Origin of the sequence: Streptomyces sp. NPDC085524 (genome assembly GCF_044541755.1) — a bacterium.
Classification (GTDB): Bacteria; Actinomycetota; Actinomycetes; order Streptomycetales; family Streptomycetaceae; genus Streptomyces.
In genome coordinates this window covers 412,579-425,951 of sequence record NZ_JBITTH010000002.1, presented here as the reverse complement: position 1 = coordinate 425,951, position 13,373 = coordinate 412,579, and the positions used below count along the sequence as shown (strand labels likewise).

Genomic DNA, 13,373 nt, shown 5'->3' with positions numbered 1-13,373 from the left:
GCCGCTGGTGCGCGCTCCCCGACCTGGTGTTGGACGGCTCTATGCGTGCCCACGAGAAGGGGTGACGGCGACACTTCCGTTGGACACGGGCTGTCATCGTGTATGGGTCCTATGTATAAAACTGCCGGGCGCCGAAGGTCCACACGGCGCGGGTGCCCGGGCCGGCCGTGAGCGTCGAGCGGCCGAGCCGTTCCTCGTGGCACCCGACCACGGGGCGGTTTGGGGCCATCTCCACCCGGCGCAGCGTTTCGTCCGTACCGCTCTCGATGGATTGCGGGGCGCCAACGCCTGAGCCCGGGCAGTCTGAAGGTCGCGGGCCGGCCCACTCGGCAGGCCAGGTCGTGCAACGCGGGAAGGGGTTGGTCGTCGTGGACAGGATGCTGGAGGCGTCGGGTGCCGCGCACGAAGGGCCGGCGGGGGGGTGCTGCTAGCCGACGGCACCGAGCCTGGCCCGGTCTGCTTCGACGTGGGCAGCGGTCCGCACCTGCCGTCGAGCGTCCCGACGGCGACCTGAAGACGTACGCCTCTACCCCAACGCCAAGGTGACCGTCCTCGGCAAGAAGGGCCCCGAGACCCGCCCCGGCGACCAATACCGACAAGACCCTGTCCGGTATCGGCCACGTCAAGGAATCGCGGACCCGGAGCACAAGCAGTTCAACAGAGTCGAAGCAGAAAAGCACCGAGTACTGCGCGGGCCAGAACCTCTACGACGTGGTCGTGGGCCCGGAAAGCAAGATCACCGAAATGACCGGGCCCTCCTCAGCGCATCACGCGCGGCAGGCGCAGGCTGAGGAGGACCGTCAGCGCGACCAGGCCCAACTGGACCAACAGAGTTACGGCGAAGGCGTCGCGCATCCCCATCGACGGGTTCAGCGCGAGGAAGAGGCTGCCGAGGGTCGCCACGCCCAGGGCGAGCGCCGACTGCTGGGTGGTGACCATGACTCCGCTGCCCACCCCGGCCCGGTCGGCCGGGACGTCCGAGAGCATCAGGCGCATCAGGACCGGAAGTTGGAACCCCTGCCCGAGGCCCGCGACAGCGACGCCGGGAGCGAGGGCGGCAAGCCCCAGTTCCGGCCAGTCGCGCATGACCGCCAGCAGGAGCAGCAGGATGCCCAGGGCCTGCAGGACGCCGCCCACGGTGACGACCCGGGTGCCGAAGCGGCCGACCAGCCGCGGTCCGGCAAGTGAGGCCGCGAAGAAGGCCGTGGCCATCGGCACCAGGGCGAGGCCCGCGGCCACCGGCCCCATGCGCAGGCCCTGCTGCAGCGCCACCGCGACCACGAACATGAAGCCGCTGAAGCCGATCGAGAACGGCGCGACCATCACCAGGCCGCGCCGCAGCGCCTCCAGGCGCAGCAGGCTCGGCGGCACCAGCGGGGTGCGGCCGGCACGGTCGGCACGGCGTTCGACCCGCCAGAAGGCCGTGGCCGCACAGGGGAAGACCCCGAGCGACACCCACGTCCACAGCGGCCAGCCCGCCGCCCGGCCCTCGGTCAGCGGCAGCAGCAGCGACACCAGCGACAGGGTCAGCAGCAGCGTCCCCAGTACGTCGACCGAGGCCGGGCGCTCCGAGCGGGTCTCGGGGACGGCGCGGACGGCCAGCACCAGCCCGAGGACCACCACCGGCACGTTCACCAGGAACACCGAACGCCACCCGGAGCCGGCCACGTCGGCGGCGACCAGTACCCCGCCCAGGATCTGCCCGGCGACCATGGACAGCCCGGCGGTCGCACCGTACAGGCTCATGGCCCGAGCGCGGCGCGGTCCCTGCGTGGTGGCCTGGATGGTGGCGAGCACCTGCGGCAGCATCAGGGCCGCCGCGGCCCCCTGGGCGACCCGCGCGCCGACCAGGGTCCAGGCGGTGGGGGCCAGCCCGCAGGCGAGCGACGTGACGCCGAAGGCGGCCATGCCGATCAGGAAGAGCCGGCGCCGTCCGGCCGTGTCGCCGAGGCGGCCGCCGAGGACGAGGATCACGGCGTAGGCGACGCCGTAGCCGCCGACGATCAGTTCGAGCACTGCGGGACCGGCGGCGAGATCACCGTCGATGGTGGGCAGTGCGACATTGACGATGAAGAAGTCGATCAGCGGGAGTGCCGCGCCCAGCAGCACGGTGAACAGTCCGAGTGGACCCAGTACCGCTCCGTGACGGATGACGGGGACGGGGGCCGGGGCGGCGCCCGTAGGGGCCGGGGAGGACGACGGGGTACGTACGGTTGCTTCGCTCACGGAGGAGACGATCCTCCCGCGCTCAGCCTGGTACCAGAGTCTCCTTATCCTGGTACCAGCAGTACCTGGCAACCGGCTGAGTGGTGCGGCACCCTGGAACCATGACCACTGTGGCCCCGGAGAGCGACGTACGACGGCACGAGCTGGCCGACTTCCTGCGCAGCCGGCGTGAGCGCATCACTCCCGAGCAGGTCGGACTCGTACCCGGCCGCCGCCGGCGCACCCCCGGGCTGCGCCGTGAGGAGGTCGCGCAGCTCTCCGCTGTCGGTGTCACCTGGTACACCTGGCTGGAGCAGGCCCGCGAGATCCAGGTGTCCCCGCAGGTGCTGGACGCCTTGGCCCGCGCCCTGCTGCTGGACGCCAGCGAGCGCGCCCATCTGTTCGCGCTGGCAGGCAGCCTCGACCCGGCGCCGCACACCCTCTGCCCGACCGTGACCCCGGCCGTGCGGGCGATGCTCGACCAGCTGGACCCGATTCCGGCCAGCGTGCAGAACAGCCGGTACGACATCCTCGCCTACAACACGACGTTCGGGCGCCTGCTGAACGACCTGGACCGCCTGCCGCCCGAGAACCGCAACGCCCTGTGGCTGGCGTTCACCGACGCGGACTGGCAGGCGGCCGTCGTCGACCTGCCCGAGGCGCAGCGGACGATGGCGGCCAAGTTCCGGGCCTCGATGGCCGAGCACCTGGCCGAGCCCGCCTGGAAGGCGCTGGTGGCCCGGCTGGAATCCGCGTCCCCCGAGTTCCGGGAGGTGTGGGCGCGGCACGAGGTGGTCGGCCAGGGCGGGAAGACCAAGTACATCCGCAACGCCCACGTGGGCCTGCTGTACCTGGAGCACGTCAACCTGTGGCTGGGACCGGCGGCGGGCCCGCGTCTGGTGACCTACGTCCCGGTGGACGAGGAGACCCGCAGCCGCCTCGTACAGCTCCACGCCCTGTCGCCCGCCGCGGTGTGACCGCAGCACCGGGGCGCTGTTGCGTGGCGGCGCCGGGCGCCGCCGCCTAGCGTGTGACTCGTCCAGGTGCGAAGGCGAAACCTACTTCCGCTCCATGGGGCGGCCGCGGGTTCGAGTCCCGTTACTGGCTTCGGGCCGGTGTAGCTCAGTTGGCAGAGCACCACGTGGTTTCGCCGAACTCGACCTCTGGACACCTACGTGACACACCTCCCGGTGCGCGGGCTGCGGCTCCTTCCTCCAAAGAAGCACGCCGCCGCCACCTTGATCTCGGTAGGCACACGTGCGGAATGCCCGGTGCGCAGGCAACGGTTACTTCCTGATCAACGGGTCGCGGGTTCAAATCCCGCCCGACCACGGCCGGTAGCTCAGCTTGGCAGAACAGTCGACACAGTCCGTCGCCGACTTTGATCTCGGGCACTCCGCACGTCACGCCTCCCCCTGTTTCAATTCCAACTGAATTCGGGGGGATTCACACGGCTCGATTCAACCTACTCCGCTCCGAGACGGCGCCACCCACCGCGCCCACCTCGCCCGTCCGCTCCACGGACCACCGCGCCGCCAACCACCACGGCAGCGCCGGATACGTCCGCGACCCTCGCTCCGAGCTGTTCCCGCTCGCCGTCGCCGACTTCGTGACGCAGCGCACCGCGTACGAGAGCGGCGAGGCACGCGACGACCGCTTCGCCGCGCTCGTCCACCGTCCCGGTCTACGCGTGGAACCTGGCCGGCTACGGGTGGCCACGCGGCCTCCGGTGCCGCGAACCGGCACGCGTTCGGCGGGCTCACCGACGCGGCCTTCCGCATGGTGTCCCTGATCGAGGGCGGCCAGGACGCCGACTGGCCGTGGGCGGCGGCCACCTGGCCTGGTGGTCCCGCAGCCAGTACCCGGGTGATTCCGGCTATTGGACCGCACCCTGCCACGCGTCCGTTCCGGTAGCCGTGAGATTCTCGCTCCCCGACACGTAGCCACGGACACGCACCGCCAGGCAGGAGCACGGCATGACCACCGGACGGATACTGGTCGCGGACGACGACGCCGCGATCCGCCGCTCGCTGGAGCGCGGGCTGCGGCTCAGCGGCTTCACCGTACTGCTCGCCGAGGACGGGCTCCGGGCGCTGGAGCAGCTCACCGGGTTGGGGGCGGACATGATGGTGCTGGACGTGTCCATGCCCGGCCTGAGCGGCATCGAGGTCTGCCGCACCCTGCGTGCCCGGGGCGACGAGACGCCCGTACTCATGCTGTCGGCGCTGGACGAGGTCGCCGACCGGGTCGCCGGGCTGCAGGCCGGCGCGGACGACTACCTGGTCAAACCGTTCGCCCTGGAGGAGCTGGTCCTGCGGATCCAGGCCCTGCTGCGCCGCCGTCCCGCCGCGCCGCCGCCCCGTGACCAGCTGCGGGCCGGGCCGCTGGTGATCGACGAGGCCGTCCACCAGGTGTTCCACGACGGTGTGGAGCTCCACCTGACCAGACGGGAGTTCGATCTGCTGGCACAGCTGGTACGGAACACCGGGATCGTGCTCAGCCGGGATCAGCTGCTCGACCGCGTCTGGGGCTACGACTTCGACGTCCGTTCCGACGTCGTCGACACCTTCGTCAGCTACCTGCGGCGCAAGCTGGAGGACGGCGGCCGGCCCCGCATGATCCACACCGTCCGCGGTGTGGGTTTCGTCCTGCGCCTCCCGGAAGGAGGCGGCGGCAAGTGAGGCTGTCCACCCGCATCGCGCTCTCGGTCACCGTGGTGGTGCCGCTGCTGGTGGTCGCCGCCGGACTGCTGCTGCTCGGGCTGGTCAACCGGGACCTGCGCCACCAGCAGGACGCCCGGCTGCACGAGCGGGCGACGGCCGTCCTGCCGGACGTACGGACGCTGCTGAACGCCGAGCGCAACGGCCGGCCGAAGGTCGAGCAGAACCAGCACCGCAAAGTGCTCGGCGACGCGCTGGACGCCGGCGTCCGGGTGGTCGCGGCGGACGGCACGCTGGTCCTGACCGGCGGTCCGCAGCCGGCCGAACCCCCGATCGCCACCGCCCCGGGCGGCCCGGTGACCGTACGGGCCAAGGGCCGCACCTGGCGGGTCCTGAGCGTACGGGTTGAGGGCGCCTCGCCGGGGACGCTCTGGCTGTTCTCGCCGACCTCGGCGTCCGACCCGCAGATCAGCGCCGTACGGCGCCGGATGCTGCTGGTGGCCCTGCTCGCCGCGCCGGTCTCCGGACTGCTCGCGTACGCCCTGGCCGACCGGACGACGGCCTCCCTGCGCCGGCTCAGCCGCCGGGCCGCCGAGCTCGATCCGCGCGCGGGAGCGGCGGGCTTCACGGCCGAACGCTCGCGCATCACCGAGGTGGACGAGCTCACCTCCTCCATCGGGCAGCTGCTGGCCCGGTACGAGGAGCAGGCGGGGCGCACGGCGCAGGCGCTGGACACAGCCCGCTCGTTCTCTTCCGCGGCCTCGCACGAGCTGCGCACACCGCTGATGAGCATGCGGACCAACTTGGACGTCCTGTCCGCCCACCCCGACCTGTCCGCCGCCGAACGCGCCGAGGTGGTGCAGGACCTGCACGACGACCACGCGCGGCTGCTCGAGCTCCTGACCGCGCTCCGGATGCTCGCCCAGGGCGACCTGGTGGAGGTGTCCGCGTTCGGCCCGCTCGACCTGGCGGAGCTGGTCGACTCGGCCGTCGCGGAGACCGGGCGCCGGCACCCCGAGGTGAGGGTGAGCACCGCTCTCCCCGCCGAACTGCGGATCTTCGGCTGGGATGCGGGTCTGCGGATCCTGCTCGCCAACCTGCTGGGCAACGCGGTGGCCCACGGGAACCTGCCCGGCGAGCCCGCCCGGATCTCCGTACGGCTGCGTGCGGAAGGCGGATCCGCGGTACTCACCGTGGACGACGCCGGGCCCGGTATCGCGCCCGCCGACCGGGAAGCGGTCTTCCGCCGCTTCCACCGCGGGGCCGACAGCCAGGGTTCGGGGCTCGGTCTGACGCTGGTCGCCCAGCAGGTGGCGCTGCACCGCGGCACGGTCGCCGCCGCGACACCGCCGGGCGGTACGGGCAGCAGGTTCGAGGTACACCTGCCGCTGCTGGTCGCGGACGCGAGGGCCCCGCAGCTGCCGGTCCGGCGGGACTGGATCTCCCGGAACGGCTGATCGCCGATTCACAAAGAAGCCACAAAGACGCGCGCTACGTTCCTGCCCGGTTGAACCACCACGGTTCGAACCCTCGAACCCTCCAACCCTCGAACGCTCTTGGCCTCGAAGGAGACATGAACATGCGCGCGAACCGTACGACAGTCGCCGCCATCGGCGCACTCGCCCTGGCAGGCGCCCTGCTCGCCGCCACCCCGGCGCTGGCGGTGACCGCCAAGGCCGCCCCGAAGGGCGACGGGGCGAAGGCGATCTGCAAGCGCCTGCCGGAGACGGAGAAGAAGGTCGCCAACTCGATCACCCGGCTGAACGGCGACGCCACCGTGCCCGGCTCGATCGCCCGTCTGGAGAAGCGGGTGGCCGACGCCAAGGCAGCCGGTCACACCGAGATCTACACCTACCTCAACAACCGGCTCACCTTCCGCAAGAGCCTGCTGCCCACGCTCCAGGGCCGCCAGAACGACCTGAAGTCCGTCAGCACCTGGTGCGCGGCCCAGGGCGCCCCGGCGGCAAAGAAGTGATCAACCGCGCCGCCACCGGACTCGCGGTTCTGGTGGCGACGGCCGCCCTGCTCCTCACCGGCTGCGGCAAGAACGAAGCCGCCGCACCGGACAGCGCGACGCAGACGCAGACGCAGGACATGCAGCAGAAGCTCGACAACGCCGACCAAGCCGCCGCCCAGGCGGACTCGGACGCCACGCAGAACAACTGACACACATCACGCAGCCTGCCCCATCTCCTCCGGGGCAGGCCGCGGAGACTCGACGCGCCAACGGCATGACCGCCGCCGCCCTCGCTCTCGCCTCAGCAGCTCGCCGACGCACAGTTCAGCGACGCCAACGTCCGATGGGGCCGCCTCCGGCCCCCCGAGGGCGGGACGGGCTGAATTCCAGATGAGAGCTGCACCCAACCCACGAAGGGGCCGTGGGATCCGCTCGCCGCGCCACGGTTGCGCGTCACCCAGACCCACCCGCGCGCGTCCCTGAATACGGCTTCGGTTTCACTAGCGTGGGTACATGGCGCGCACCCAGGAGCACACCCCGAGACGTCAGACTCCCGGCTGGGCCCCCTGGCTTTGCTGGGGCGGTCTGATCACCGGCCTCGCCTTGATGCTGGTGTACTCACTGGCTCCGCCCATGGACAAACCCGGCAGGAGGGCGGAGGTGCGGCTGCAGTTCGCCTCAGGCCAGGACCTCCCGACCCTTCGGTCAGTGCTGGACATCATCGGTGGCAACGGCAGCGACAGAATCGAGCTGTTCAAGGACGGGCTCCTCCTCGACTGGCTCATGTTCATCCCGGGGTACACCCTGGCGCTGGCCGCCGTGTTCGGCTTCGGGGCCCTCTTCCTCTACCGGAGGGCCTCGCGTTCGGGGGCCCTCCGCGCGCTGGCCCTCACCTCCGTACCGCTGGTGGTGGACTGCGCGGAGAACCTCTTTCTGCGACTGGGCCTGGACCGCCTCGACAGCGACCCGGAATGGGCCTTCACCTGGGCCGCCTACTGCGCCCAGGTGAAGTGGACGGTCGTCGTTCCGCTGATCGCCGCGGCTCTGTGGATGGGCGCCATCCTGGCCTTCCGCTGGATCCTGCGCCCCGGGGCCCAGGTGCACGGACCGCAGCCCCCACATCCGCGCGCCGTCGTACGCAGCGCCCACAGGCTGGCCGACGGGTCCGAAAGCTGGTCGGACGACCCCGACGTGATCGCCCCGCCCGCAGCACCGGACGCCACCACTCCATTGGCGGACTGGACGGCCCCGTACACGCCGCCCGTGCCGAACCGCGAAGAGCAGCCCGTACTCAAGGACACGGCGAAGGCCCGCTGGCACACCAGGGCGCTCCAACTGCCCGGCCGGGAGCCTGCAGAGGTCGGCATCTGCGCATCCGGCGGCGGGATCCGCTCCGCCTCGGTCGTCCTCGGCGCCCTCCAGGCACTCCGGGACGCGGGCGTGGTCCGCACGGCACGCTACCTGGTGTCCGTATCGGGCGGCGGATTCACTGCGGGAGCGTTCCAGCTGGCACTCACCCCGGAACAACCCAAGGACGAGAACGGGAAGCCCTTCGTGCGGGCCGATCTCGCCACGCCCGAGGACGTGTTCGCACCCGGCAGCCCCGAAGAGGACCACGTCCGCCGGCACGCGAAGTACCTCGCGGACAGTCCCAGGGAGAAGTTGCTGGCTGCGGGGACGGTGCTGCGCGGCATGGTCGTCTCCCTCGGCATGCTGGCGCTGATGTTCACCGTGGCGGGCATGTACCTCCACGCCTTCTACTCGTACCTCCCGCTGACCGACCTGGACGCCCTCCGACACCCCGATGACCAGGTCTCTCACCTGGAGTTGTACGCGCACGTCCGGAACCCGATTCTCGCTCTCCTCGCGCTGGCCGGTGGGGTGACCCTGGTGGCCTCCCTCGTCCGGGCCTTCAGCGGACAAGCCCGCCCGGCCTGGGTGCGGAGCACCATCAAGGCGATCGTGGCACTGGCTCTGGCGGTCGCCGCGTACACCGTGATCATTCCTGCCGTGATCTGGTTCTTCGCATGGCTGTCCGAGACTCAGACCCTGCTCCCCAAGGGCGGCCGGGGCGTGTCCCTCCTCGCTGCGCTCACGGCCGCGGCGACGTGGCTCGGTGCCCTGTACACCGCGGCGCACAAGTCGGTGAAGAAGCTCAAGCCGGACGGCGACACGGCGAGCATGTTCTCCAAGAGCAACAAGTCGATCACCGTCCAGAGCAGCACCGGATGGCTGAAGGCAATCGTCTGCTGGCTGGTGCTGCTCCTGCTCGGCTTCTTCGGTCTCGCGCTGCTCTCCTGGGTCGCCGTCTACGCGGGCGACTGGGACTGGCGCTGGAAGGTGGGCCTGCCGGTCGCCCTGCTCGTCCTGCCGTTCCTCATCGACCAGACCACCTTCAGCCTGCACCCCTTCTACCGGCAGCGACTGGCCGGGGCGTTCGCCGTGCGACGCGCGGTGCTGAACGACGGCTCGGTCGGAGGACTTCCGTACGACTACAACGCCGAACCGACCAATCTCAGCACCCATGCCCGGAAGGTGGACCGCTTCCCCCAGGTCATCTTCGCCGCCTCCGCCGCCGTCTCGCTGCGCAACCGCACCGCCCCCGGCCGGCCTGCGGTCCCCTTCACCTTCGCCTCCGACTATGTGGGCGGTCCCGACACCGGCTGGGTGCGAACCTCCACGATGGAGGCGACGGCCCGGCCGCTGATCAGGCGCGACATCACGGTGCAGTCCGCCGTCGCAGTGTCCGGAGCCGCCTTCGCCTCCGCGATGGGCACGCAGACGATGTTCTTCGAGCGGCTGCTCGCGCTGTCCAACCTGCGTCTGGGCACCTGGGTGCCCAACCCCGCCTATCTCGCCGAGCTGGCGAAGTACGGTCCCGACTGGACCATGCCCCGGCTGCCCCGGATGCGGCGACTGCGCTACCAGTTGCAGGAGCTCGTGGGCCGGTACTCGGACACCAGCCCCATGTTGCTGTGCACCGACGGCGGTCACTTCGACAATCTCGGGCTGGTCGAGATGCTCCGGCTCCGCTGCCGAACGATCTACATCATCGACTCCAGCGGGGATACTCCGCCCCTGGCCACCACCCTCGCCCAAGCCGTGACCCTCGCCTACGAGGACCTCGGGGTGGTCATCGAGTTCCCGAAGGACGAGGTCCTCAAGCTGGTGCCGGGCAGCGCCGTGCCGCTGGGGCCGGCCGAAGCGATGGCGGCCCTCAACGCCCGGTTCTCCGCGAGCTGCGTGGTGACCGGCACGATCAGGTACCCCGAACCGGTGCTCTTCGCCCCGGGTACTCCCCCCTCCGACGAGGGCACGATCATCTTCGCCAAGGCGAACCTGACCTCGGACATGTCCTACGAGCTGCTGAGTTACGCCCTCAAGGAGAAGGCCTTCCCCCGGCAGGCCACATTCGACCAGTGGTTCGACCATGCCCAGTTCGACGCCTACCGAGCGCTCGGCCACTACCTCGGCACGGCGGCCGGGAAGGCGGGCGGGAAGGGCGAAGCCGACTAGCCAGACCTGCGGCCGTGTGGGGGACGGTCCGGACCCCGGCGGGGGAACGGGCGGGCGGGCCAGGACCGCGAGTTCCTTCGCCCGTCTGCCTCGCTCCACAGGACACCACCACAGAGGTGGGGCAACCTCGTGCGAAGTGCACAGACACCCCCTTCGCGAAGAGGCACGCATGGACGAGGCCGAGCGGTACGAGCGCTACGCCGGCGGCAGCCCGGAGGCCGAACGACTGGTCTTCGAGCAGCTCGCAGCCGACCTTCTCCGGGTACAGCTCAGGATGAAGAAACGCAGCGGATCCCCGGCTCTCGAACGGACCTTCCATGCGAAAGCGGTCCTCGGCGTGGAGAATGCCCGTCTGAGGTTCCACGACGATCTCCCCCGAGCCCTGCAGACGGGCTTCGCCAGGCCCGGAGCCGAGTACCCGGTCACGGTCCGGCTTTCCAATGCCAGTGGTGTCCGTCAACCGGACTTCGCGCCCGATCTGCGCGGGGCGGCACTGCGGGTCGAGGTGGGCCCCGATGAGACCCACGATCTGTTGATGACGAGCTTCCCAGTCTCCCATGCCCGCAACGCCCGGGAGTTCGTCGCTTTCGCGCAGGCCATGGCGGGAGCCGGCTCACGGCTCGGGAAAGCCTTCGCTCTGTACGTCAAGCTGCCCCTGGCGGTCGGCTGGTCCACGGCTGTCCGCATGCGGCGCAACGTCATCGCGGGAACCGGGCGCACGGTGTCCAGCCTGGCATTGGAGACGTACTGGAGCCGCGGCGCGATCCTGTGGGGCGGCTGCGGGCCGGTGCGCTATCAGCTGCGGCCCACCGCGGACGCCCCACCGGCCCCGGACCTGCCCCGCACCGATCCCGATCACCTGCGGCGTGAGCTTGCACAGCGGCTGCGCGACACGGACGTCGTCTTCGAGCTCTGCGTGCAGCGCTACGTGGACAGCCGGCGCACCTCCATCGAGGACGGCGCGGCCGAGTGGCGGGAGGAGGACGCGCCCATCCTGCCGGTGGCCACGCTGACCATCCCGCGCCAGGACATCGACACCGCCGATGCACGCGCCTGCGCGAAGCAGGTCGACCTGCTGGCGTTCAACCCGTGGCACACCACGGAGGCCTTCCGCCCCCTGGGCAACCTCAACCGTGCCCGCAAGGTCGCATACGAGGCGAGCAGCGCTCACCGCCTGGGCCACCGCTTCGTGACCGTCGAGCCGCGGCGCAACGCGCTGCTCGGAGCGCCGCTGCGGGCCGCGTTCCGCACCGTGAACCATTTCGTCCCCTGGCACCGGCTGCCCACCCCGCTCGGCCTGCTCAACCTCATGGCCTTCCGTCAGACATTGCGTCGGCACAACCTCATCGACACCGAAGTCCACGAGGCTCCGCCCGAGGCCGGGCAGGTGGACGGTCCGCTCGATGAGGAACTGCTGGTCAGGCGCAGTTACGACGGCACGTACAACGATCTGTCGGCGCCAGGGATGGGTGCTGTCGGCGCCACGTTCGGCCGCATGATGCCACCCGTCTACCGTCCGGACCGGTTCGACACGCCCAATCCGGTCACCGTCAGCAGGGAACTGCTCCGTCGTGAGTCGTTCATTCCCGCGACGTCGCTGAACGTCATCGCCGCCGCCTGGATCCAGTTCCAGGTGCACGACTGGGTCAAGCACAGGAGGCTTCCGGTCGGCACCAAGAGCGTGGAGGTGCCGTTGCCGCCCGGTGAGAGCTGGCAGAACACCCCGGGCGGACCGCGGGAGAAGGTGATGCGCTTCGGTGCGGACGAGGCGGTGAAGGTACCCGGCAGCGAGCGGTCGCCGATCCTGTTCGCCGGCGACGTCTCGCACTGGTGGGACGGTTCGGAGGTCTACGGCGGTGAACAGGTCGCCGCGCAGTCGCTTCGCGAGCCCGGTGGCGGCGCCGGGCTCCGGCTGGAGGACGGGTACCTGCCGAACGGCTCGAGCAGCGGTCCGCTCACCGGATTCACCGACAACTGGTGGCTCGGCCTCAGTGCGATGCACACCCTCTTCGCCCGTGAGCACAACGCGGTGTGCGACGCGCTGCGGCGCGAGTATCCGCACATGGACGAGGACCGGATCTACCACACGGCGCGGCTGGTCGTCTCCGCCCTGATCGCGAAGATCCACACTGTCGAGTGGACTCCGGCGATCCTCGCCACCAAGACGCTCGACATCGGGATGAAGACCAACTGGCAGGGGCCGCCCAAGAACTGGCTTGATCAGCTGGGCGTCTGGCTGCTGGAGGCGAACGGGCGCAGCGGCATCCCCAAGACCCTGCCCGACCACCACGGTGCCCCGTACTCCCTCACGGAGGAGTTTGTCACCGTCTACCGGATGCACCCGCTGATTCCCGACGACTACGAACTCGTCGACCACCGGTTCGGCCGCAGGCTCGACACCCTGGGCTTCACCGACCTCCAGGGCGCCGCCGCGGAGCCCCTCATCCGGAAGACCGGCCTGGTGAACACCCTGTACTCACTGGGCATCGCCCATCCCGGGGCGATCACCCTGCACAACTTCCCGCGCGCCCTTCAGGCGTTCGAGCGGGACGGGGAGGTGATCGACCTCTCCGTGGTCGACCTCGTCCGCACCCGGCGCCGCGGCGTCCCGCGCTACAACGACTTCCGCGCCGGCCTGCACAAGCCGCGGATCCGGCGGTTCGAGGACCTCTCCTCCGATCCGCAGACGGTCGCCCGGCTTCGGGACGTGTACCGCTCGGTGGACGACGTCGACACCGTGGTGGGTCTCTTCGCCGAGAATCCGCCCACGGGCTTCGGTTTCAGCGACACCGCCTTCCGGGTCTTCATCCTGATGGCCAGCAGACGGCTGCAGAGCGACCGTTTCCTCACGGTCGACTTCCGGCCCGAGATCTACACGCCCCTCGGCATGGACTGGATCGAACGGGGCGGCATGACCAGCGTCATCCTGCGCCACTGCCCCGACCTGGCGGGGGTACTCCCGCGTGCGGCCAGCGCGTTCGCGCCCTGGCGCCCGGTGCAGCCCGTGCGCAACAACAGCGGCCTCGGCTGAGCAG

General features: G+C 70.5%; 8 protein-coding genes and 1 pseudogene. 8 read left to right on the top strand and 1 reads right to left on the bottom strand.

The features are described 5' to 3' along the window. Positions 1-759: 759 nt before the first annotated feature. Positions 760-2,226: an MFS transporter gene (locus tag ACIGFK_RS04695; RefSeq protein WP_400050527.1), complete on the bottom strand. Its 1,467-nt coding sequence runs from the start codon at positions 2,224-2,226 to the stop codon at positions 760-762. A gap of 101 nt (positions 2,227-2,327) precedes the next feature. On the opposite strand from ACIGFK_RS04695, the gene ACIGFK_RS04690 reads away from it, so the two are divergent. The 8 genes and pseudogenes from ACIGFK_RS04690 (at position 2,328) to ACIGFK_RS04655 (ending at position 13,369) form a co-directional block, all read left to right on the top strand. After that, positions 2,328-3,182: a helix-turn-helix domain-containing protein gene (locus ACIGFK_RS04690; protein WP_386463903.1), complete on the top strand. Its 855-nt coding sequence runs from the start codon at positions 2,328-2,330 to the stop codon at positions 3,180-3,182. A gap of 696 nt (positions 3,183-3,878) precedes the next feature. After that, positions 3,879-4,119, top strand: a pseudogene (locus ACIGFK_RS04685) (hypothetical protein); the annotation flags it as partial. A gap of 62 nt (positions 4,120-4,181) precedes the next feature. Next, positions 4,182-4,886 (top strand): response regulator transcription factor, encoded by a 705-nt coding sequence (locus ACIGFK_RS04680; RefSeq protein ID WP_376655864.1) that lies wholly within the window; start codon positions 4,182-4,184, stop codon positions 4,884-4,886. Continuing rightward, positions 4,883-6,322, top strand: a complete 1,440-nt coding sequence (locus ACIGFK_RS04675) for an ATP-binding protein (protein ID WP_400050525.1) — start codon at positions 4,883-4,885, stop codon at positions 6,320-6,322. Before ACIGFK_RS04680 ends, ACIGFK_RS04675 begins: the two co-directional genes overlap by 4 nt. Before the next feature lie 122 nt (positions 6,323-6,444). Continuing rightward, a complete protein-coding gene (locus ACIGFK_RS04670) occupies positions 6,445-6,840 on the top strand; it encodes a hypothetical protein (RefSeq protein ID WP_376655866.1) in 396 nt (131 codons plus the stop codon). Next, positions 6,837-7,031, top strand: coding sequence for a hypothetical protein (locus ACIGFK_RS04665; RefSeq protein ID WP_400050523.1), 195 nt, complete (start codon positions 6,837-6,839; stop codon positions 7,029-7,031). Before ACIGFK_RS04670 ends, ACIGFK_RS04665 begins: the two co-directional genes overlap by 4 nt. Positions 7,032-7,335: 304 nt before the next feature. Beyond that, positions 7,336-10,338, top strand: coding sequence for a hypothetical protein (locus tag ACIGFK_RS04660; RefSeq protein WP_400050521.1), 3,003 nt, complete (start codon positions 7,336-7,338; stop codon positions 10,336-10,338). A gap of 169 nt (positions 10,339-10,507) precedes the next feature. Next, positions 10,508-13,369: a peroxidase family protein gene (locus tag ACIGFK_RS04655; protein WP_400050519.1), complete on the top strand. Its 2,862-nt coding sequence runs from the start codon at positions 10,508-10,510 to the stop codon at positions 13,367-13,369. Positions 13,370-13,373: the final 4 nt, after the last annotated feature.

Excerpts from the sequence above, each read along its gene's own strand:
- ACIGFK_RS04655 (WP_400050519.1), top strand. The coding sequence starts at position 10,508 with ATGGACGAGGCCGAGCGGTACGAGCGCTACGCCGGCGGCAGCCCGGAG.
- ACIGFK_RS04680 (WP_376655864.1), top strand. The coding sequence starts at position 4,182 with ATGACCACCGGACGGATACTGGTCGCGGACGACGACGCCGCGATCCGC.
- ACIGFK_RS04690 (WP_386463903.1), top strand. The coding sequence starts at position 2,328 with ATGACCACTGTGGCCCCGGAGAGCGACGTACGACGGCACGAGCTGGCC.
- ACIGFK_RS04660 (WP_400050521.1), top strand. The coding sequence starts at position 7,336 with ATGGCGCGCACCCAGGAGCACACCCCGAGACGTCAGACTCCCGGCTGG.
- ACIGFK_RS04670 (WP_376655866.1), top strand. The coding sequence starts at position 6,445 with ATGCGCGCGAACCGTACGACAGTCGCCGCCATCGGCGCACTCGCCCTG.